Genomic DNA, 19,891 nt, shown 5'->3' with positions numbered 1-19,891 from the left:
GGTACGACGTACTCGTGACGCACCACGAATCCCTGACGCCGGTGTCGGAAAGTTCCGGCACCGGCGTCAGGATCGACAAGCTGTCCAAGACCTTCACGGTCGGCCGCACCACGGTGGAGGCCCTCCAGGACACCACCCTCTACACCGACAAGGGCACGTTCCTGTCGCTGCTGGGGCCGTCCGGTTGCGGCAAGTCCACGATCCTGCGGATCCTCGCCGGCCTGGAGACCGCGACCAGCGGGACCGCGATCGTCGAGGGCAAGATCCCGTCCGAGCTGCGCCGTGACCACGAGCTCGGGATCGCCTTCCAGGACTCGGCCCTGCTCCCCTGGCGCTCCGTGGAGTCCAACATCCGGCTGCCGTTCCAGGTGTCGCGCACCAAGCCCGACGAGGCGCTGGTCCGCGAGCTCATCAAGCTGGTGGGACTCGAGGGTTTCGAGAAGGCCAAGCCCGCCCAGCTCTCCGGCGGCATGCGCCAGCGCGTGTCGATCGCCCGGTCCCTGGTCGTGAAGCCCTCGGTGCTGCTCCTCGACGAGCCCTTCGGCGCCCTCGACGACATGACCCGGCAGCGGCTCAACCTCGAGCTGCTGCGGATCTGGACCGAGAAGCCGGCGACCACCCTGATGGTCACGCACGGCATCTCCGAGGCGATCTTTCTCTCCGACCAGGTCGCCGTGATGAGCGCGCGCCCCGGTCGGATCAAGGAGGTCATCCAGGTCGACCTCCCGCGCCCCCGCACCCCCGACATGATGCGGACGCCGGAGTTCCACGCCCTGCACGACCACGCCTCGCAGCTGCTCTTCGGCGACGCACCGGCGGCGGACTGATGGCGGTCGGCCTGAGCGCCGAGCGGCGGCACTCGATCCTGCTCGGCACCGTCGGTGTGGTGGTGACGATCGGCCTGTGGTGGCTGCTCGCCGCTCTGTTCTTCACACCGAAGCAGGTGCCCTCGCCCCTCGACGTGATCGACGTCTTCCGCGAGCGTGGCCTCCACTACTACTGGGACATCTTCGCGATCACCCTGCGCGAGGCCGCGAAGGGCTACCTGGTCGGCGTGAGCTTCGCGCTGGTCCTCGCCATGCTGGTGCTGATCGTGCCCCCGATCGAGCGCGTGGTCATGCAGTTCGCGGTCATCACCTACTGCCTCCCGATCGTGGTGCTCGCGCCGATCCTGGTGATCGTGCACGACCTCCCCGAGCCGGGCGGGACCTCGCAGACCGCGATCGACCTCGCGGCCCTGTCCGTCATCTTCACGACCGTGGTCGGGGCGATCCTCGGCTTCCGGTCCGCCGACGACGCGACGCTCGACGTGGTCTCCGTGTACGGCGGGGGTCGGGTGCAGCAGTTCTTCCGGGTCCGGCTCGTCTCCGCCCTCCCCGCGCTCTTCACGACGCTGCAGATCGCGGCTCCGGCGGCGTTCCTCGGCGCCCTGCTCGGCGAGTACTTCGACCGGCACCTCGAGATCGGGGTCGGCCCGTCCCTCATCCTGAGCCAGAACAACCGGGAGACCGCCCTGGCCTGGTCGCTGGGCATCGCCTGCGCGCTGGTGTCCGGGCTGGCCTACGCGCTCATCGGGCTGGCCGGCCGCTGGGTCGCCCCGTGGTCGAAGGGGGTCGCCTCGTGACCGCCGTACGCCTGATCGGCCGCCCCGTCCTGAACTTCGTCTTCGTCATCGCGCTGACGCTCGTCCTCTGGGTGGTGGCGCTGCACCTGTCCGACGTCAGCGACCTGGTGGTCCGCTACCCGCAGGACGTCTTCGCCTGGCTCTTCACCGACCCCGACGCAGCCCAGAACCGCAGCGACGTCCTGGGTCCGCTGAAGCAGACCCTCCTCGACGCCGGCATCGGCTTCGTCGCCGGCCTGACGGCGGCCGTCCTCCTCGCCACCAGCATGGTGCTGTCCAAGGGCATCGAGGCGGCGACCATGCCGGGCGTGATGCTGGTGCGCACCGTGCCGCTCGTGGCGCTCGCCCCGATCATCACGCTGCTGTTCGGCAACGGGTTCGCCACCGTCGCGGTGATGAGCGGCATCGTCGTGCTCTTCCCCGCCCTGGTCACGATCGCCTTCGGGCTGCGCTCGGTGACGCCGCAGATGCGCGACGTGGTGCAGGTGTACGGCGGGTCGCCGCGCGACGTCCTGTTCCGGGTCGCCTACCCGACCGCGCTCCCGTCGATCTTCGCCGCGATCCGGATCTCGGTCCCCGGCGCGATCACGGGGGCCCTGATCGCCGAGACCTTCACCAGCACGGACAGCGCTGGCAAGGCGGTGAACACCTCGCTCGCGCTCTACCAGTACGACAAGCTCTGGGCGCTCGTCGTGCTCATCACGCTCGCCTCGGTCCTGCTCTACATGGTCGCCCAGGCGTGCGAGGGGTTCTTCCTCTCGCGCTTCGGCCCGGACGCCGGCAAGCGCTGAGACCTGGCGTGACCTCCTCGTGACCGTTTCGTGACCTAGCCGGTCGCAGGTGCGCCGGTGTGGGCCCGCGCGTGCAGCGCGCCGAGGGCCACCGTCGCGAGGATGATCACGCCGGCCAGCAGCAGCCCGGCGCCGAGGTGCCAGCGCAGCAGCGCGGCACCGATCGCGGCGCCGGCGAGGATCAGGACGACGGCCGAGGCCCGGCGTACGCTCCCGCCGCCCTTGCCGCCGCCGAGCACCGAGTCGGCGGCGAGACCGGTGATGGTCGACGTGACCACGACCGTGGTGACGTCCTTGACCGCGATGAACCGCGCGGTCGCGGCCTGCGTGCCCATCGCCGCGCCCAGCAACGTGGTCACGGTGATGCCGACCGGGCGCGAGGGGTCCTCGCCCACGATGGTGAGCACGACGGCGAGCGCGATCGTCACGATCCCCACGCCCAGGAAGAGCCAGGTGGTCAGGCCGGTCCACGCCTTGTCGGACCTGCGGAGCACGCGGCCGCCCAGCGCCGCGCCGGCCATGAAGCCGAGCAGGGCCAGGGCGGGACCCAGGATCGGCAGGTCGTCGGCGCCGACGAGCGCCATGCCGAGGATGACGACGTTGCCGGTCATGTTGCCGGTGAAGACCCGGTCCAGGCCGAGGTAGCCCACCGCGTCGACGATCCCGGTGGTGAAGGTCAGGGCGAGCATCAGCCCCAGGTGCATGCGGTCCGGGTGGATGGCGGCGAGTCGGTCGTTCACGGGCGTCATTGTGGACGGGCCGTGTTTCGGGCAGGTCACCCGGGCCGCGCCTCAGGCCCGGATGTTCTCCAGGTCCTCCAGCAGGCTCGGGTGCGTCGGCTCCCACCCGAGCGTGGCCCGGGTGCGGACGCTGGAGGACGGCTGGTCGGTCGCGAAGATCGCGCCGAGCGGACCGAAGCTCTCCTCCGGGAGCGACTGCACCGGCAGCCCGAGCCGGCGACCGACGACCTCGGCGATGTCGCGCACGGCATCCCCCTCGTCGGCCACGGCGTGCCACGACGAACCGGCCGGGGCGCCCTCGAGGGCGAGTCGGAAGAGGACGGCTGCGTCGAGGGCGTGCACGGCCGGCCAGCGCTGCAGGCCGTCCCCGGGGTAGCCCGAGACGCCGCTCTGGCGGGCCATCGCCGTCAGCAGCCCGGCGAAGCCTCCGTCACCGTCGCGGTGGACGGTGCGCGGCAGCCGGATGGCCGCGCTGCGGACGCCACGTGACGCGAGGTCCAGGATCGCCATGACGGTGCGGCCGCGACCGCCGACCGGGCCGTCGGTCGGGAGCGGGTCCTCCTCGGTCGAGAGCCGACCGGGCACCCACGGCGTACCCGAGACAGTGACGAGCGGTCGGTCGCTGCCGAGCAGCTCCTCAGCCAGCGCGGTGAGCGCGGCCGTCTCCTCCGCGACCGACCGGGCGACGGCCTCGGCACTGCTGAAGTCGTTGCCGAAGGCGAGGTGGACCACGCCGTCGGACCGGGCGGCCCCGGCGCGCACGGCGTCGAGGTCGGCCAGGCTGCCTCGGAGGGTCTCGGCGCCCGCTGCCTCAGCGGTGCGGGCAGACGCATCAGACCGGACGAGCGCGAGGACGGTGTGGCCGTTGCCGATGAGCTCGGCGACGACAGCGGAGCCGACCAGACCGGTGCCGCCGGTGACGAAGACATGCATGGGGATCTCCTGAGAGTGATGGGACCTTTGTCCCATCACCGTAGCAGGTGACGGGACAACAGTCCCATCGCCTACGATGGTCGCATGGCACGGTGGGCACCAGACGCGCGGGAGCGGATCGTCCTGGCCGGCCTCGACCTGTTCACCGAGCAGGGGTACGACGCCACGACGGTCGCCCAGATCGCGGAGCGCGCCGGGATCACGAAGAGCACGTTCTTCCGCCACTTCCCCGACAAGCGCGAGCTCCTGGCGGCCGGCCAGGAGACGCTCAGCCGCCTGCTGTCCGAGGGCATCACCGACGCTCCCGAGGGCGCCAGCCCGCTCGAGGCGGTCGCCGTCGGTCTCGAACGGGCGTCGGGCGAGATGGGCCCGGTCAACCGGGAGCTCGGCCCGCGGATCAAGGCGGCGATCGCCGCCAGCGCCGAGCTCCAGGAGCGCAGCATCCTCAAGGAGGTCGGCCTCGCCGCCGCGATGACCGCCGCGCTGGTCGCGCGCGGGGTGGCCGAGCCGGTCGCGCGCCTCGCCGCCGAGCTGGGCGTCCTCGCGTTCTCGCGCGGCTTCTCCGCGTGGTCCGAGTCCGATCACGGCGACGACGACCAGCTCGCGCCGTACGCCCTCGCCGCCCTCGCCGACCTGCGCGCGGCCAGCGCAGCGCTGGGCTGAGTGATGCGTCAGCCAGCCAAGGACTGAGCGGCGCGAGCGAGGTCGTCGACGCCGACAGCCAGCCACTCGGGCCGGTCGGTCGCGAGGTCGAGGTGGAAGCCGTAGAGGGCCGAGTCGACCAGCGTCACGATCCGTCGTACGCGACGGGGAGGCGCACCGCAGCGGACCAGGTAGTCCTGGAGGTTGGCGGACCAGCGCGCGTTGCTCGCCCGCGCGTCGGACAGGTAGGGCTCCTCGCCCAGCAGTCCGGTCGCGGCGGCCTGGCAGTAGACGTCGAGGCAGCCGTTGAGCGGCTCCGTCTGGTACGCCGCCCACAGCGCGTTGACACCCGCGCGCACCGACCGGGCCGACGGCAGCGCCGCCACCGCCGCGATCGCACGCTCGTTGGTCCGGGCGACGACCGCGGAGACGAGCGCGTCGCGGTTGTCGAAGTGGTAGATCAGCATCCGGTCGCTGGTGCCGATCGCGGCGGCCACCGGCCGGAGCGTGAGGCCGATCAGGCCGTGCTCGAGGACGTGGTCGGTGACCAGGTCCAGCAGCTCGTCCCGACGATTCATGGGGCTAGCGTAGCGAGTGCTACATTGGAGCCATACGTAGCGACTGCTACATACGTCCCGGAAGGACCAGAACCGTGCTCACCGCAGTGCTCCTCGGCATCGCCATCGTCGTCGAGGTCGTCGCCACCGCCCTGCTCCCACGGACCGAGGGCTTCACCTCGCTCGGCTGGACGGTGCTCGTGGTCTCCGGCTACGCCAGCTCGATCTGGCTGCTGACGGTCATCGTGCGGAGCATGCCGGTCTCGATCACCTACGCGATCTGGGCGGGCGCCGGCACCGCGCTGGTCGCCGTCGTCGGTCTGGTCTTCCTCGGCGAGTCGCTGACCTGGGTGAAGGCCGCGTCGCTGGCCCTGATCGTCGCCGGCGTGGTCGGGCTCAACCTCACCGGCGCGCACTGACGGTCGAATCGAGACTTCCGTCAGTTCAATCGAGACTTCCGTCGGTCGAAACTCTCGATTCAACCGACGGAAGTCTCGATTGAACGTCAGACGGCCTTGGCGGCCGCGCGTCCGGCCGTGCGACCGGAGAAGAGGCAGCCGCCGAGGAACGTGCCCTCCAGGGCGTTGTAGCCCATCATCCCGCCACCGCCGAAGCCGTTGACCTCGCCCGCGGCGTAGAGCCCCGGCAGGGGCGTGCCGTCGGAGGTCAGGCAGCGCCCGTCGAGGTCGGTCTCGAGGCCGCCGAGGGTCTTGCGGGTCAGCACGTTGAGGCGTACGGCGATGAGCGGGCCGGCCTTCGGGTCGAGCAGCTTGTGCGGGGTGGCGACCCGGATCAGCTTGTCGCCGCGGTAGGTCCGAGCACCGCGGATCGCGGTGACCTGGGCGTCCTTGGTGAACGTGTTGTCGATCTCGCGGTCGCGCGCCTCGATCAGCTCGCGCAGCTCGGCCTCGACGATCAGGGGCTTGTCGCCGACCTCGTTCATGCCCTTCACCAGGTCGGTGAGGTCGTCGGCGACGACGAAGTCCTCGCCGTGCTGCTTGAACGCCTCGATCGGACCGGGCGCACCCTTCTTCACCCGCGACAGCAGGAGCTTGATGTCCTTGCCGGTGAGGTCGGGGTTCTGCTCGGAGCCCGACAGCGCGAACTCCTTCTCGATGATCTTCTGGGTCAGCACGAACCACGAGTAGTCGTAGCCCGTCGTCCGCAGGTGGGTCAGCGTGCCGAGGGTGTCGAAGCCCGGGAAGTACGGCGCGGGCAGGCGCTTGCCGGTCGCGTCGAGCCACAGCGACGACGGGCCGGGGAGGATCCGGATGCCGTGGTTGTCCCAGATCGGGTCCCAGTTGCGGATGCCCTCGACGTAGTGCCACATCCGGTCGGGGTTGATCACCCGCGCGCCGGCGGCCTCGGTGATGCCGAGCATCCGGCCGTCGACGTGCGCCGGGACCCCGGCGACCATCGTCTTCGGCGGGGTGCCGAGCCGGGCCGGCCAGGTCTTGCGGACCAGGTCGTGGTTGCCGCCGATGCCACCGCTGGTGACGATCACGGCCTGCGCCCGCAGGTCGAAGTCGGCGACCTCGACCCGGCTGCTCGCCTGGCCGCGCTCGATCGCGCTGGGCTCGAGCACCTTGCCGCGTACGCCGACCACGGCGCCGTCCTCGATGACGAGGTCGTCGACCCGGTGGCGGAACCCGAAGGTCAGCAGGCCGCTGGCCGCGTGCTCACGCACCCGGCGCTCGAACGGCGCCACGACGCCGGGGCCGGTGCCCCAGGTGATGTGGAAGCGCGGCACGGAGTTGCCGTGCCCATCGGCACGGCCGTCGCCACGCTCGGCCCAGCCGACGATCGGGAAGACCCGCAGGCCCATGTCGCGCAGCCAGGCGCGCTTCTCACCGGACGCGAAGTCGACGTACGCCTCGGCCCAGCGGCGCGGCCACCGGTCCTCCTCGCGGTCGAACTGCGCGCTGCCGAGCCAGTCCTGCATGGCCAGGTCACGTGAGTCCTTGACGCCCATCCGGCGCTGCTCGGGACTGTCGACGAAGAAGAGGCCACCGAGGCTCCAGAAGGCCTGGCCGCCGAGCGACTGCTCCGGCTCCTGGTCGAGCAGCAGCACCCGCTTGCCCGCATCGGCGACCTCCGCCGCCGCCGCCAGACCGGCCAGACCGGCACCCACCACGATCACGTCACTGGATTCCACGGCGGTGATCCTTCCATGGCTGTCGCGGTCGTTGTGACTCAGGTTACCCACCGGTCACCTCGTGATCGCGAAGGTCTCGGCCTCGGCCGGTTCCCGAGGTGGTCCGCTGCCAGGGCCGCGTCCCCGTGGCCGCGGCGCTCGACCTGCGGGCGGGGACTTCCGGTCAGTGGAAGGTTTCGGTGTGAGGGCCGTCTCGTCCGGGAGACCGTGAGGGCAACCTCTCGGGAAAGGCTTCACATGTCCGCCCCCACCACCTCCTCCACCACGACCGCACGACGCCGGTCGCCGTCCGCCACCGGACACTGGCCGATCGTGCTCTGCTGGCTCGCGGTCGCGCTCGAGGGCTTCGACCTCGTCGTCATCGGCGCGGTCATCCCGGTCATCAGCAAGTCCGGCGACCTCGGGTTCACCGACGCCTCCCTGACGACCGCGGCCACGCTCGGCCTGGTCGGCGTCGGCATCGGTGCCGCCGGGATCGGCCCGGTGACGGATGCCTTCGGTCGCCGCCGCACGCTGATCGCCTGCGTGGCGTGGTTCTCCGTGCTGACGATCGCGGTCGCGTTCGCACCGAGCGTCGGCACCTTCACCACGCTGCGCTTCCTGGCCGGCCTGGGCATGGGCGCCTGCCTCCCGATCGCGCTCGCCTTCATGTCCGAGCACGCGCCGGCGTCGCGCAACAGCAGCGCGATGACCCGGGTGATGACCGGCTACCACGTGGGCGCCGTCCTCACCGCGCTGCTCGCGCTGTGGGTGATCGACGCGTGGGGCTGGGAGGCGATGTTCGTCATCGGCGGGGTCGCCGGCCTGCTCTTCCTGCCGGTCTTCTGGTTCAAGCTCCCCGAGTCGGAGTCCTACCTGCGCTCGCGCGAGGAAGCACCGGAGACGCGCACACCGAGCCGGGCCGCAGACGTCCTGCGCGGCTCCTACCTGCGGATCAGCCTCGGCCTGTGGGTCGCGTCGTTCATGGGGCTGCTGCTCGTCTACGGCCTCAACACGTGGCTGCCGAAGATCATGGGTGAGGCGGGCTACTCCATCAACGCGGGTACGACGCTGCTGCTGGTGCTCAACGTCGGCGCCGTCACCGGCCTGCTGGTCGCCGGGCGGCTCTCCGACGCGCGGGGCAACAAGCCGACCGTGCTCCTGTGGTTCGGGATCGCTGCCGCCTGCCTCGCGCTGCTGTCGATCAAGCTCGAGAGCACGCTGCTGGTCTACATCGCCGTGCTCGTCACCGGCATCTTCGTGTTCAGCGCCCAGGTGTTGGTCTACGCCTTCGTCGGCCACCTCTACCCCGACTACCTCAAGGGCACCGCGCTCGGTCTCGCGGCCGGGATCGGTCGGGTGGGCGCCATCGTCGGGCCCTCGATCACCGGCGCGCTCGTCACCGCCGGGATCGCCTACCCGTGGGGCTTCTACGTGTTCGCGGCCGCGGCACTGCTCGCGGTCGTCGCGCTGGCCGTCGTACCGGCGCACGCACCGGAACCGGCGTCCGGTCAGTAGAGCGCGTTGCGCTGGGACGCGACGACCGCGTCCATCGCCGGACGTGCGCTGCGGCAGAAGTACGGGAAGCTCACGAACCCGTGCGGCATGAGGTGGAAGTCCTCGACGGTGACCTCGTTGCCGGCGTCCGCGAGGGCCTGCGCGTAGCGCACCCCGCTGTCGTGGAGCGGGTCGAGGCCGGCGACGACCACGACGGCCGGCGGCAGGCCCTTCAGGTCCGCGCAGATCGGCGACAGGCGGAAGTCGGTCGGGTCGGCGTCCTCGCTCACGTAGTGCTCGCCGAAGACGCGCATGTCGTCATTGGAGAGCACGATGCCGCGGACGTTGGCGACGTACGACGGGTCCTCCTCCATCGTCCCGGTCACGTCGGTGACCGGGTAGATCAGCGCCTGGTGGCCGATCGACGGACCGGCCTCGTCGCGGGCCAGGATCGAGACGACCGCCGCGAGGTTGCCTCCGGCGCTGTCGCCCATGACGCCGATGCGTCCCGGGTCCCCGCCGAGGTCCGCCGCGTGCTCGGCGGTCCACAGCAGGGCGTCGTAGCAGTCCTCCACGCCGGCCGGGAACTTGTGCGTCGGCGCGAGCCGATAGTCGACGGACACGACCACGGCGTCGAGGTCCTTCGCGACGATGCTGCAGAACCAGTCGCACTGCCGGGCGCTCCCGAGCACGAAGCCGCCGCCATGGAAGTTCACGATGACGGGCCGCGGGCTGCGCGACCACGACTCGGGGGTGTAGATCCGCAGCGGCAGATCACCGTGGCGGGCCGGGAACGTCGCCTTCCGGACCGCCACGCCCTTCTGGAGCCGGCCCAGGAACAGGTCGGCCGCACCGCCGTCGGGGATGGCCGTCGTCTGTGCCTTCTCGAGCTGCTCCGCGGTCATCCGGGCGACCGAGAAGCTCGGGGTGGACTTCATCAACCGGTCGAGGGCGCGGATGCCGGGCCGCAGCGAGGTCGTCATGGTCGACGAGTGTAGAAGCCGGTTCACAGGTGCTTGCCCTAGTGTCTGAGCCGAGGGTACGACGACCGAGGGAGCTGCCATGACCGGGACACCGCGCAACCTGCTCGAGGACCTGGAGCCCACGGTCGCCGAGAACCTCGACCGGCACCTCTCGCTGGCCCAGGAGTGGCACCCGCACGACTACGTGCCGTGGAGCCAGGGCAGGGACTTCGCGATGCTCGGCGGCGTCGACTGGGAGCCCGAGCAGTCGCAGCTCTCCGAGACGGCCAAGGCCGCGATGTTCACCAACCTGCTGACCGAGGACAACCTCCCGTCGTACCACCGCGAGATCGCCACGCGCTTCGGTCGCGACGGCGCGTGGGGCACGTGGGTCGGGCGCTGGACGGCGGAGGAGAACCGGCACGGCATCGCGATGCGCGACTACCTCGTCGTCACCCGCGGCGTCGACCCCGTCGAGCTCGAGCGGGCGCGGATGGACTACATGACGTCGGGCTACGACTCCGGCGACAAGACCGCCCTGGAGGCGGTCGCCTACGTGTCCTTCCAGGAGCTCGCCACCCGGGTGTCCCACCGCAACACCGGCAAGGTGACCGGCGACCCGATCGCCGACCGGATGCTCGCCCGGATCTCGAAGGACGAGAACCTCCACATGGTCTTCTACCGCAACATCGTCTCGGCGGCGCTGGAGATCGCGCCCGACGCGACGATGCAGGCGATCGCGAAGGAGGTCATCGGCTTCGAGATGCCGGGCGCCACGATGGCCGGCTTCCGCCGCAGCTCGATGATGATCGCCAAGGCCGGCATCTACGACCTGCGCCTGCACCACGACGACGTGATCATGCCGGTGCTGCGCCACTGGGGAGTGCTCGACCGGAGCTTCGGACCCGAGGGCGAGCAGGCCCGCGACGAGCTCGCCGCGTTCCTCGAGGCGCTCGACGCCCAGGCGACCAAGTTCGTGGACCGCCGGGCCGAGAACCGCGCCCGCCTCGCCGCCCGCGCCGACGGGCCGGACCCCGACATCGTCGCGTCCTGAGCCGCTGACTAACGGGGCTGCTTGACCGGGCGCACGGGACCGGCACCGGGCGCGACGGCCTCGAGCACCTCGACCTCGTCGCCGACCCGGATCGTGACGTCGACCGTGTCGGGCACCAGGTTGATCGCGAACCAGGTCGCGCCGTCCCAGCGCCGGATGCGCGCGAGGGACGCGATCGGCTCCTTCTCGCGCTCGGCGGTCTCCGGGTCGATCGTCGTCATCACGCAGCGCGCACAGCCCTTGACCGCGCGGAACGTCGCGTCGCCGATCCGGATCCGTCGCCAGTCGTCCTCGACCCACGCCTCGGCGCCACGGACCACGACGTTGGGGCGGAAGCGGGTCATCGGCAGCGGCTCGTGCGCGCCCTGCGAGGCCGCGACGATCGCGTCGTTGAGCGCGTCGAGGGACGCCTCGGTGGCGAGCAGCAGCGGGTAGCCGTCGGCGAACGACACGACGTCGTCGGCGTCACCGAAGCCGGGACTGGTCGACCGCCGGGTGGGGTCGTCGAAGTGGACCAGCCGGACCGGCCGTCCTATCGCCTTGCTGAACCACGCGTCCGCCTCGCCGTCGACGGTCGCCGCGGTGACGCGGGAGTCCCACAGCTCGACGGGCAGCTGGACGCCGGGGTCCGGGGTCGCGACGGTCAGCGCGGGCAGGTCGGGAGCGGTGACGACCAGTCCGGCTGGCGTGATCTCCGGGTTGATCAGCACCATCCGGTTGACCTCGCGGGCGGTGATCGCGACGCCGTCCTCGTCGACGACCATCCAGCGCCGGTCGCCGGCCAGCCCCCAGGGCTCGACGTACGCCGTCTCCACCGACTCGCCCCGGCAGGACTTGACCGGGTAGCGGTGGATCGACGTGAGGCTCATGGGCACGTGCCCAGGATAGGTCCGGGCTCAGGTCGTCGCGCGCGCTTCCGCCGGGGCCTTCCCGAACTCCACTCCCTTGGCCTCCTGGCCCACCAGGACGACGACCGCGACCACGACCAGCACCGGCACGATCGTGACCGTGAGCGCGAACGGGTAGCCGTGCGAGGCCGCCAGGTGCTCCTGGATCGGCAGGTTCAGAGCGGCGAGGACGTTGCCGAGCTGGTAGGTCACCCCGGGGTAGAAGCCGCGGATGGCGTCCGGGGACATCTCGGTCAGGTGCGCCGGGATCACCCCCCACGCGCCCTGGACGCAGAGCTGCATGAGGAACGACCCGAGGCACAGCATCGCGGCGGTGGTGGAGAAGGCGAAGAGCGGCACGATCGGCAGCGCCAGCAGGGCGCAGAAGGCGATCGTGTAGCGGCGGCCGAAGCGCTCGGAGAGCCCACCGAAGGTGAGCCCGCCGATGATCGCGCCGATGTTGTAGACGACCGCGATCAGCAGCGCGGTGTGCTCGCTCAGCCCGGCGCCGCCGGAGTCGGTCGCCTTGAGGAAGGTCGGGTAGACGTCCTGGGTGCCGTGGCTCATCCAGTTGAACGCCGTCATCAGGACGATCAGGTAGAGGAAGCGGCGCACGATCTTGGCGTTGAGGAAGACGTCGCGGACGCTGGTCTGGGTGACCTTCATCTGCTCGCGGCTCTCCTCCCAGGCCTCCGACTCCTGGACCCGGGTCCGGATCAGCAGGCTGATCAGAGCGGGGACGATCGACAGCGCGAAGAGGTAGCGCCAGGACAGGTCGAAGACCTCGCTGATCACCAGGTAGGACACGGCTGCGAGCAGGTAGCCGAGCGCGTAGCCCTGCTGGAGCACGCCCGAGAAGAAGCCGCGTCGAGCGGTCGGGATCTTCTCCATCGCCAGCGCGGCACCGAGGCCCCACTCGCCGCCCATGCCGATGCCGTAGAGGAAGCGGAGCAGGATCAGCACGGTGAAGTTCGGCGCGAAGGCGCAGAGGAAGCCGACCGTCGAGTAGAAGCAGACGTCGACGATCAGCGGGATCCGGCGACCGACCCGGTCGGCCCACATGCCGAAGATCAGGGCGCCGACCGGGCGCATCAGCAGCGTCGCCGTCGTCAGGAACGCCACCTTCTCCTTCGAGATGCCGAAGTCGGCCGCGATGTCGGCGTAGACGAGGACGACGATGAAGTAGTCGAAGGCGTCCATCGTCCAGCCGAGCAGGGCCGCGGTGAAGGCGTTGCGCTGGTCGCTGGTGAGGGGCTGGCGGGGTTCGCTCACGGTGGTCACGTGACCTCCTCGATGCGGGTACGGCGGATCAGGGCCGTCGTGCGTCGTACCCGCCCGTCCGGCAGCGCATTCGTCGCCGTGAGACCGTGGCTCCGTGACCACGACCGGCGTGATCTTCCGTCCGCAGTCCCCGCCCGAGGAGCTCCGGGCGGTGGTGGAGCTGGCCGACGCGGCCGGCGTCGCCGAGCTCTGGCTGTGGGAGGACTGCTTCCTCGAGGGTGGGCTGACCGCAGCCGCCCTCGCGCTCTCCTGGTCCTCGCGCCTGCACGTCGCCGTCGGGCTGCTGCCGGTGCCCTTCCGCAACCCGGCGCTCGCGGCGATGGAGATCGCCACCCTGGCCCGGGCCTTTCCCGACCGGTTCACCGTGGCGCTCGGCCACGGCGTCCAGGAGTGGATGGCCCAGGTGGGCGCGGCCGTCGAGTCACCGATGACCCTGCTCCGCGAGCACACCACCGCGGTCCGGGCGCTGCTCGCCGGGGAGACGGTCGACACCGACGGTCGCTACGTCCGTCTCGATCGCGTCGCCCTCGACTGGCCACCGGCGACACCACCGCGGCTGCTGCTCGGGGGTCGTGGCGAGCGCACGATCCGGCTCGCGGGCGAGGTCTCGGACGGGATCGTGCTGGACTCGGTCGTCGACCCCGCCGTCGTACGCCGGGCACGGGAGCTGGTCGGCACGGAGTCCCTGGTCTACGCCTACACCGAGGTCGACCCGCGCACGGGCCTCGACCACGTCGGCGAGTGGATCGACGAGCTCGCCGCGGCGGGTGCGGACACGGTCATCCTCCAGGCACCCGAGGACGCTCCCGACGCACGTCCTCTGATCGAGGCGCTGGGCTGACTACCGGGGCTGGGCCCCGACCCGCTGCACGCTGAGGGCCGCGGCCTCGACGGCCCGCCGGGTCCCCTCGACGAGCGACGCGCCGCCCACGAGCGCATCGGCGAGCGCCGCGCAGAAGCAGTCGCCGGCGCCGGTCGTGTCGACGACCTCGACGACCGGCGCGGGGACGGCCTCGACGTGGTCGCCGTCGACCACCAGGGCGCCGTCACCTCCGAGGGTGACGACCACGCGGTCGCAGGGCAGCGCCCGCGCCATCGTCACCAGGTCGGCATCGGGGTCGAGACCGGTCAGCAGCGCGAGCTCGCCGCGGTTGGGCACCACCACGTCGACGCGGGCCCAGAGGTCGTCGGGCAGCGAGACGGCCGGCGCCGGGTTGAGCACGACCAGTCCGCCCGCGAGCCGCACCGCCTCCGCGACCGCGGCCACCGGGATCTCGCACTGCACCAGCACGGCGGCGGCGCTCCTCAGCACGTCCGCGGCGGTGCCGACCGCGGTCGCGGTCAGACCGGCGTTGGCGCCCGGGGTGACGACGATGCTGTTCTCGCCCGCCGGGTCGACGAACACCAGGGCGACGCCGGACTCGCCAGGCACCACGAGCAGGTGCTCGGTGTCCACGCCCTCGTCCGTCAACCGGTCGCGCAGCCACCCGCCGTGCTCGTCGTCGCCGACCGCACCCACGATCGCCGTACGGCGTCCCAGCCGGGCCGACGCGACCGCCTGGTTGGCGCCCTTGCCACCGCTAAGCTGCTCGACGGTCGTGGCGAGCACGGTCTCGCCGGGCGCCGGGAGCGTCGGCACGCCGATCCTTCGATCGACGTTGACGCTCCCGACGACCACGAGCTCCGCTGTCTCGGGGATGGCGACTACTCCGGGTCGCCGATGTAGAACATCCGCTTGTTGACGAACTCGTCCATGCCGAGCGGGCCGAGCTCGCGCCCGAAGCCGCTGCGCTTCACGCCGCCGAACGGCACCTCCGCGCCCTCACCGGCAGGAGTGTTGACGTTGGACATGCCGACCTCGAGCCGCTGGGCGAGCCGCTCCGCCCGGGCCTCGTCGGTGCTGAACACCGCGCCGCCGAGCCCGTAGACGGTGTCGTTGGCCAGCTCGAGCGCCTGGTCGTCGTCGGAGACGGAGTAGACGACCGCGACCGGACCGAAGAGCTCCTCGGCGTACGCCCGCATCTCCTTGGTGATACCGGTCAGCACCGCCGGGGAGTAGTACGCCGCCGGGCCGTCGCCGAGCACGCCGCCGGCGTGGAGCGTGGCGCCCTTGGCGACCGCGTCCTGCACCTGCTCGTTCAGGCGTTCGGCGGCCGCGCGCGACGAGAGCGGAGCGAACGTGCCGTCCTCCCCCGCCATCGGGTCGCCGGGGCGCAGGTCCTTGGCGCGCTCGGTCAGTCGCGATACGAAGCCGTCGAAGACGTCGTCCATCACGATCATCCGCTTGTTGGAGTTGCACGCCTGGCCGGTGTTGCTGATCCGGGTGTCCCACGCGGTGTCGGCCGCAGCCTCGACATCGGCGGTGTCGAGGACGACGTACGGGTCGGAACCGCCGAGCTCGAGGACGCACTTCTTGAGGTTCTGGCCGGCGAGCGCCGCGACGACCTTGCCGGCGCGTTCGGAGCCGGTGAGCGAGACGCCGGCGATCCGCGCGTCGCCGATGACCGTCTCGATCTGCTCGTGGGTCGCGAACAGGTTGATGTAGGCACCCTCGGGCAGCCCCGCGTCCTTGAAGATCTGCTCGATCGCCAGCGCACAGGCCGGCACGGACTCGGCGTGCTTGAGCACGATCGTGTTGCCCAGCATCAGGTTGGGCGCCGCGAACCGGGCCACCTGGTAGAAGGGGTAGTTCCACGGCATGATCCCGAGGAGCGGACCGATCGGGAGCTTCTGGACCACGGCGCGGCCGCCGGAGAAGGTCTTGATCGGCTGGTCCGCCGCCAGGGTCGGACCCTCGTCGGCGAAGTAGCCGAAGATGTCGCCGCAGAACGCCGCCTCCTCGCCCGCCTCGGCGAGCGGCTTGCCCATCTCCTTGGTCGCGAGCTCCGCGAGGGCGTCGGCCCGCTCGACGAAGAGCTCACCGATCCGGGTCACGACCTCGGCACGCTTCTCGATCGGGACGTCGCGCCACGTGAGGTAGGCGGCGTGGCTCGCAGCGAGGGCGGCCTCGACCTCGGCATCGGTCGACGGGTCGAAGGTCTCGAGCACCTCTCCGGTCGCCGGGTTCACACTCTGGTAGGCAGGCGAAGTGGAAGTCATGAGGCCATCGTGCCGCAACGGGTCAAGACCGGCTCGACCCGGCCGATAGGACGGGCATGACCACTTCCGTCGACACCCAGGACTGGGTCGCCGGCTGGCTCGACGACTTCCGCGCGTGCCGGTCCGGCGCCCACGGAGCGGCGTGGCGCGCCCGCGCCGAGCAGGAGCTCCGCACCGCCGGCCCCGCCCAGGTCAGCGACCACGCACGCGCCAGCACCTGGGCCCGGGTCCGCCTGGAGATCCTCGGCTCCGACGCCGCCTGATCCGTCAGTCGCGGACCGCGCTGCCGCCGTACCCGTAGGTCCACGGCCGCCCGAGCCTCGGCCCCGGCAGGTAGCGCTGCTCGAGGCCGGTGATCTCGAACCCGGCGGAGGTGACCAGGGCCGGGATGTCGCGCGACAGGTGGCAGCCACCCGCGACCCTCCGCTGCACCGGGTCCAGCCGGTGCTGCCAGCGCGCGACCCCGGGCTCGGGCGCCAGACCGTGCTCGAGGAAGACCAGCACGCCGCCCGGCCTCAGCACCCGGCGCAGCTCTCGCAGCGCGAGCGCCGCATCGGGGATCGTGCAGAGCGTGTACGTCGAGAGCGCGGCGTCGTACGAGCCGTCGGGTTGGTCGAGCGACTGGCCGTCGAGCTGGGACCGCGTGATCGGGACGCGGGACGCCTCCCGCCGTGCGGCCGACAGGCGCCAGGCCTCGTCGGACGGCTCGACGGCGCTGACCGACTCGACCGCGTCGGGGTACTTCTCGACGTTGAGGCCCGACCCGAAGCCGATCTCGATGACCCGCCCACGCAGCGCGGCGCAGACGCGCCCGCGCTCCTTCATCACGTCGCCGGTCGACAGGGACCGGTCGATGACTCGGGGCAGGATCCGGTCGTTCCAGAGGGCCATGCCCCGATCGTGGCACGGCCCCCTGGAACCCGGTGTCACCTGACCTTCGCGGTCTCCGCCGAGGTCTCCGTGGCCTTGGTGTAGCCGTCTGCGGTGCCGATGACCTTGACCTTGATCTTCATGCCCTGGAGGGCCTTGGTCAGCTTCAGCTTCGACCCGTCGGCGTCGAGCAGCTTGCCAGCGGCGTACCACCTGTAGGTGAGCGTCACGGGTGCCCCGTCGGCGCTCCAGTCGCCCGCGTCGGCGGTGAGCTTCTTGCCCACCTTGGCGGCGCCCTCGATCGTCGGCTTCGACGTCGTGATCGTGCCGCGCCTGACCTCGGCGGTCGGAGCAGAGGCGACGGTCCTGGTCACGTACCCGGCCTCCGCGCCGGTGACCCGGACGGTGATCGACGAGCCGACCTGGTCGATGCCGAGATCCAGGGTGGTCCCGGTGGCGCCGGGGATCGGCAGGCCGTCGGCGAGCCACGCGTAGGTGAGCTGCACGGTGCCCGGACCCCAGCTGCCGGCAGCCACGGAGAGGGTCTGGCCGACCTTCGGCGTACCGCTGACCGTGGGCGTCGGCGCCGTCAGCGTTGCTCCGGCGACGAGGGCCGAGGCCGTCGTGGTGGCGGCCTGGTAGCCGGGCTTGGTGCCGGTGACCGAGAGCGTGATCGTCTTGCCGACGAGTGCCGGGTCGGTCAGCGTCACGGGACCGTCGGTCGCCAGGACCGTGCCGCCGCTCGTCCGCCACACGTAGTGCGTGGTGACCCCGGCGCCCCAGCTCCCGACGTCGGCGGTCAGGGTCTGCCCGAACCCGGGCGTGCCGACGATGACCGGCGTCGGGCCGCTGAGCACAGCGCCGCCGATCGCCGCCGTCGCGGTCGTGGTCGCGTCGGTGAACCCAGGCCTGGTGCCGGTGACCGCGAGCGTGACCGTCCTGCCGGCCAACGCGGGGTCGTCGAGCGTCAGCGGGCGGTCGGTGGCCAGCACCGTGCTGCCGTCCTTCCACGCGTAGTGCGTCGTGACCCCGGGGTCCCACGTGCCGACGTTCGCGGTCAGGACGTTGCCGAACACCGGCGTGCCGCTGATCGTCGGGTCCGGCGTCCTCGTCTGGGAAAGCCCCAGGGCGACGTCGACCGTGCCGCTCCACAGCGAGTGGCCGAACCGGTTGCCGTCGTCGGTCCACAGGACCTCGCGGGTGCCGCCGATCGCCGTCGAGACCGGCGCGACGGCGAAGCCCTCGAGGTTGTAGTTGGGCAGGTTGGTCGGCGTGCTGTACGAGCGGTCGCGAGCGAAGTGCCCGTCACTGCCGATCTCGAGCAGCGTGGTCGCGTTGCCGCAGGTGTTGTCGCAGTGGGCCCAGATCCGGCCCAGGTCCGCGTCGTACTGCGCGTCCATGACACCGGCCATCCCGGTGTCGACGTCGGCGAGCTGGACGTAGGTGTGGTCGGTGTTGAGGACGTAGGCCCGCAGGTGCCCGGTCTTCTCGACGGCGCCGAAGAACAGGCCGGCGAGGGCCTTGGCGGGGTACGCGGCCGGGTCGTACGGAGTCCCGCCATCGGTCTTGAAGCCGGACGCGACCAGGAAGCTGTCGGGCACGAAGGTGACGCCCTCGAAGCCCAGGTTGGCGTCGGTGCTCGGGTCGAGGCCGAGGGACGCGGTCAGGTCCCACTTGTCGGTGGCCGTCAGCGAGGCGTCGGTCGAGGTCGGGTCGAACCTCAGGATCGAGTCGAGCGGGACGCCCGAGGCCGCGTTGTCGCGCTCGGTCGTGACGTAGAGCGCGCCGTCCGGACCGACCGTGAGGCCCTCGGTGTCCGGCAGGCCGGTGCCGCCGGGGAAGAACAGGTCCTTGCCCGCCGACCAGCCGTTGGCGGTGTCCTTGACCCAGCTGCCGCTCGACCTCACCAGGCGGAAGACGTGGTTCTTGTTCTTGACGCCGTAGAGGACGTTCGCGTCGGTCGGGTCGAAGGCGAGACCGCTCAGGTCCTGGCCCGAGGCGGTCGTCACCCACGCGCACTGGGCGTCGGCCGTCGCGGGCGTCTGCCCGCCGGGCCACGTCACGACCCCGGCCGGGACGGTGCCCGGCGCGGTGCCGCCGTTCTCCGTCTGGCACGGGGCCTCCGGCGCAGCGCTCCCCACGGGCGTGATGCCGTTCGTGCAGGCCGTGGCGTTGGAGCCGCCGAAGCTCGGGGTCGGCACCTCGAGGAAGCTGTTGCTGCCGTCCGGGCAGGCGGCGAGCGCGTGGTAGCCGGCGGATGCCGCGGTGTTGGGGAGGTCCTCGCCCGCCTGGCCGGCGAGGTAGGTCAGCGAGTCCACCAGGTCGCCGTCGGGGGTGTAGATCTTGACGGCATCGCCGCCGCTGCTGAGGCCCGAGCCCGACGAGAAGACGCCGTACCCACCAGCGGGGATGGTCGTGGCGAGGACGCCGTCCACGTAGAGCCCCGCCGAGAAGACGGTCGCCGAGCCAGCGGCACCGCTGTCGATCTGCTTCCAGCCCGCGAGGCTGACGTCGTGCGTGCCCTTGTTGTAGAGCTCGACGAGGTCGTCCTTGGCCCCGCTCGCGGCGCCGGCGAGCGGCGCGTAGCCGCTGCCGCCGTTCTCCGAGGTGATCTCGTTGATCACGATGTCCGACCAGTTCGGATCGGTGGCCGCGTGCGCGGCGGGCGCGAGGGCGACGAGCGCGACAGCGCCGAGGGCGCCTGCCAGCGCAGCGCTCAGCGAGTGACGAAGACGTGACAAGGGAGGGTCCTTCGATCGGCGTGGCTCCGAGATCCAGGCCGTACGTTCGGGTCCTCGTCGCAACGCCTCCCCACGGGCG

At 71.4% G+C, this 19,891-nt stretch carries 20 protein-coding genes; 9 read left to right on the top strand and 11 right to left on the bottom strand.

Annotation, left to right across the window (positions count from 1 at the left end):
- Positions 1–14: 14 nt before the first annotated feature.
- The 3 genes from ABLE68_RS13085 to ABLE68_RS13075 are packed head-to-tail and all read left to right on the top strand — an operon-like array spanning position 15 to position 2,415.
- Positions 15–827, top strand: a complete 813-nt coding sequence (locus tag ABLE68_RS13085; RefSeq protein ID WP_348871874.1) for an ABC transporter ATP-binding protein — start codon at positions 15–17, stop codon at positions 825–827.
- Positions 827–1,624, top strand: coding sequence for an ABC transporter permease (locus tag ABLE68_RS13080; RefSeq protein ID WP_348871872.1), 798 nt, complete (start codon positions 827–829; stop codon positions 1,622–1,624). Before ABLE68_RS13085 ends, ABLE68_RS13080 begins: the two co-directional genes overlap by 1 nt.
- Complete coding sequence (locus ABLE68_RS13075; protein WP_348871871.1) at positions 1,621–2,415, top strand: ABC transporter permease; 795 nt, start codon at positions 1,621–1,623, stop codon at positions 2,413–2,415. Before ABLE68_RS13080 ends, ABLE68_RS13075 begins: the two co-directional genes overlap by 4 nt.
- A gap of 35 nt (positions 2,416–2,450) precedes the next feature.
- Here the strand turns inward: ABLE68_RS13075 and ABLE68_RS13070 are convergent, their stop codons facing one another.
- Together ABLE68_RS13070 and ABLE68_RS13065 are read right to left on the bottom strand one after the other, a co-directional pair.
- Positions 2,451–3,155, bottom strand: coding sequence for a YoaK family protein (locus ABLE68_RS13070; protein ID WP_348871870.1), 705 nt, complete (start codon positions 3,153–3,155; stop codon positions 2,451–2,453).
- Positions 3,156–3,206: 51 nt separating this feature from the next.
- A complete protein-coding gene (locus tag ABLE68_RS13065) occupies positions 3,207–4,088 on the bottom strand; it encodes an SDR family oxidoreductase (protein ID WP_348871869.1) in 882 nt (293 codons plus the stop codon).
- 84 nt (positions 4,089–4,172) lie between these two features.
- Here ABLE68_RS13065 and ABLE68_RS13060 point away from each other — a divergent pair, with 84 nt between their 5' ends.
- The gene (locus ABLE68_RS13060; RefSeq protein ID WP_348871867.1) at positions 4,173–4,751 is read left to right on the top strand and encodes a TetR/AcrR family transcriptional regulator; all 579 of its coding nucleotides are present in this window, start codon (positions 4,173–4,175) and stop codon (positions 4,749–4,751) included.
- Between the two features lie 8 nt (positions 4,752–4,759).
- Here ABLE68_RS13060 and ABLE68_RS13055 read toward each other — a convergent pair whose 3' ends face one another.
- On the bottom strand, positions 4,760–5,308 hold the full coding sequence (locus ABLE68_RS13055) for a TetR family transcriptional regulator (protein WP_348871866.1): 549 nt from the start codon (positions 5,306–5,308) through the stop codon (positions 4,760–4,762).
- Between the two features lie 74 nt (positions 5,309–5,382).
- Between ABLE68_RS13055 and ABLE68_RS13050 the strand changes: the two genes are divergently transcribed.
- Positions 5,383–5,706: a DMT family transporter gene (locus ABLE68_RS13050; RefSeq protein ID WP_348871865.1), complete on the top strand. Its 324-nt coding sequence runs from the start codon at positions 5,383–5,385 to the stop codon at positions 5,704–5,706.
- Positions 5,707–5,792: 86 nt separating this feature from the next.
- Here ABLE68_RS13050 and ABLE68_RS13045 read toward each other — a convergent pair whose 3' ends face one another.
- Entirely contained in the window at positions 5,793–7,442 is a 1,650-nt protein-coding gene (locus ABLE68_RS13045) for an FAD-binding dehydrogenase (RefSeq protein WP_348871864.1), read from the bottom strand.
- Positions 7,443–7,679: 237 nt separating this feature from the next.
- Here ABLE68_RS13045 and ABLE68_RS13040 point away from each other — a divergent pair, with 237 nt between their 5' ends.
- Positions 7,680–8,939 (top strand): MFS transporter, encoded by a 1,260-nt coding sequence (locus ABLE68_RS13040; protein ID WP_348871862.1) that lies wholly within the window; start codon positions 7,680–7,682, stop codon positions 8,937–8,939.
- On the opposite strand, the gene ABLE68_RS13035 is transcribed toward ABLE68_RS13040, so the two are convergent.
- Positions 8,933–9,901, bottom strand: coding sequence for an alpha/beta hydrolase (locus ABLE68_RS13035; protein ID WP_348871860.1), 969 nt, complete (start codon positions 9,899–9,901; stop codon positions 8,933–8,935). The two genes, ABLE68_RS13040 and ABLE68_RS13035, sit on opposite strands and share 7 nt — an antisense overlap.
- A gap of 79 nt (positions 9,902–9,980) precedes the next feature.
- On the opposite strand from ABLE68_RS13035, the gene ABLE68_RS13030 reads away from it, so the two are divergent.
- On the top strand, positions 9,981–10,934 hold the full coding sequence (locus ABLE68_RS13030) for an acyl-ACP desaturase (protein ID WP_348871858.1): 954 nt from the start codon (positions 9,981–9,983) through the stop codon (positions 10,932–10,934).
- An 8-nt stretch (positions 10,935–10,942) separates the two neighbouring features.
- Here ABLE68_RS13030 and ABLE68_RS13025 read toward each other — a convergent pair whose 3' ends face one another.
- Together ABLE68_RS13025 and ABLE68_RS13020 are read right to left on the bottom strand one after the other, a co-directional pair.
- Complete coding sequence (locus tag ABLE68_RS13025; RefSeq protein WP_348873271.1) at positions 10,943–11,803, bottom strand: MOSC domain-containing protein; 861 nt, start codon at positions 11,801–11,803, stop codon at positions 10,943–10,945.
- Positions 11,804–11,830: 27 nt separating this feature from the next.
- Complete coding sequence (locus tag ABLE68_RS13020) at positions 11,831–13,102, bottom strand: MFS transporter (RefSeq protein WP_348871856.1); 1,272 nt, start codon at positions 13,100–13,102, stop codon at positions 11,831–11,833.
- A 94-nt stretch (positions 13,103–13,196) separates the two neighbouring features.
- Between ABLE68_RS13020 and ABLE68_RS13015 the strand changes: the two genes are divergently transcribed.
- Positions 13,197–13,943 carry an LLM class flavin-dependent oxidoreductase gene (locus ABLE68_RS13015; RefSeq protein WP_348871854.1) on the top strand — a complete coding sequence of 249 codons (747 nt, stop codon included), beginning with the start codon at positions 13,197–13,199 and terminating at the stop codon, positions 13,941–13,943.
- On the opposite strand, the gene ABLE68_RS13010 is transcribed toward ABLE68_RS13015, so the two are convergent.
- Positions 13,944–14,780, bottom strand: coding sequence for a ribokinase (locus ABLE68_RS13010; RefSeq protein ID WP_348871852.1), 837 nt, complete (start codon positions 14,778–14,780; stop codon positions 13,944–13,946).
- A 26-nt stretch (positions 14,781–14,806) separates the two neighbouring features.
- Positions 14,807–16,201 carry an NAD-dependent succinate-semialdehyde dehydrogenase gene (locus ABLE68_RS13005; protein WP_348871850.1) on the bottom strand — a complete coding sequence of 465 codons (1,395 nt, stop codon included), beginning with the start codon at positions 16,199–16,201 and terminating at the stop codon, positions 14,807–14,809.
- A gap of 56 nt (positions 16,202–16,257) precedes the next feature.
- Between ABLE68_RS13005 and ABLE68_RS13000 the strand changes: the two genes are divergently transcribed.
- Positions 16,258–16,464 carry a hypothetical protein gene (locus tag ABLE68_RS13000; RefSeq protein WP_348871848.1) on the top strand — a complete coding sequence of 69 codons (207 nt, stop codon included), beginning with the start codon at positions 16,258–16,260 and terminating at the stop codon, positions 16,462–16,464.
- 4 nt (positions 16,465–16,468) lie between these two features.
- Here the strand turns inward: ABLE68_RS13000 and ABLE68_RS12995 are convergent, their stop codons facing one another.
- Both ABLE68_RS12995 and ABLE68_RS12990 read right to left on the bottom strand, forming a co-directional pair.
- Positions 16,469–17,092 (bottom strand): class I SAM-dependent methyltransferase, encoded by a 624-nt coding sequence (locus ABLE68_RS12995; RefSeq protein WP_348871846.1) that lies wholly within the window; start codon positions 17,090–17,092, stop codon positions 16,469–16,471.
- 35 nt (positions 17,093–17,127) lie between these two features.
- Positions 17,128–19,812, bottom strand: a complete 2,685-nt coding sequence (locus ABLE68_RS12990) for a lamin tail domain-containing protein (protein WP_348871845.1) — start codon at positions 19,810–19,812, stop codon at positions 17,128–17,130.
- Positions 19,813–19,891 lie beyond the last annotated feature (79 nt).

This window comes from Nocardioides pollutisoli (assembly GCF_040045055.1).
Taxonomy (GTDB): Bacteria; Actinomycetota; Actinomycetes; order Propionibacteriales; family Nocardioidaceae; genus Nocardioides; species Nocardioides tweenelious.
Note: the sequence above shows the minus strand (reverse complement) of the source record. Positions and strands in the feature narration are given on the sequence as shown.

Excerpts from the sequence above, each read along its gene's own strand:
- ABLE68_RS13025 (WP_348873271.1), bottom strand. The coding sequence starts at position 11,803 with ATGAGCCTCACGTCGATCCACCGCTACCCGGTCAAGTCCTGCCGGGGC.
- ABLE68_RS13080 (WP_348871872.1), top strand. The coding sequence starts at position 827 with ATGGCGGTCGGCCTGAGCGCCGAGCGGCGGCACTCGATCCTGCTCGGC.
- ABLE68_RS12995 (WP_348871846.1), bottom strand. The coding sequence starts at position 17,092 with ATGGCCCTCTGGAACGACCGGATCCTGCCCCGAGTCATCGACCGGTCC.
- ABLE68_RS13030 (WP_348871858.1), top strand. The coding sequence starts at position 9,981 with ATGACCGGGACACCGCGCAACCTGCTCGAGGACCTGGAGCCCACGGTC.
- ABLE68_RS13000 (WP_348871848.1), top strand. The coding sequence starts at position 16,258 with ATGACCACTTCCGTCGACACCCAGGACTGGGTCGCCGGCTGGCTCGAC.
- ABLE68_RS13065 (WP_348871869.1), bottom strand. The coding sequence starts at position 4,088 with ATGCATGTCTTCGTCACCGGCGGCACCGGTCTGGTCGGCTCCGCTGTC.
- ABLE68_RS13035 (WP_348871860.1), bottom strand. The coding sequence starts at position 9,901 with ATGACGACCTCGCTGCGGCCCGGCATCCGCGCCCTCGACCGGTTGATG.
- ABLE68_RS13055 (WP_348871866.1), bottom strand. The coding sequence starts at position 5,308 with ATGAATCGTCGGGACGAGCTGCTGGACCTGGTCACCGACCACGTCCTC.
- ABLE68_RS13040 (WP_348871862.1), top strand. The coding sequence starts at position 7,680 with ATGTCCGCCCCCACCACCTCCTCCACCACGACCGCACGACGCCGGTCG.
- ABLE68_RS13005 (WP_348871850.1), bottom strand. The coding sequence starts at position 16,201 with ATGACTTCCACTTCGCCTGCCTACCAGAGTGTGAACCCGGCGACCGGA.
- ABLE68_RS13060 (WP_348871867.1), top strand. The coding sequence starts at position 4,173 with ATGGCACGGTGGGCACCAGACGCGCGGGAGCGGATCGTCCTGGCCGGC.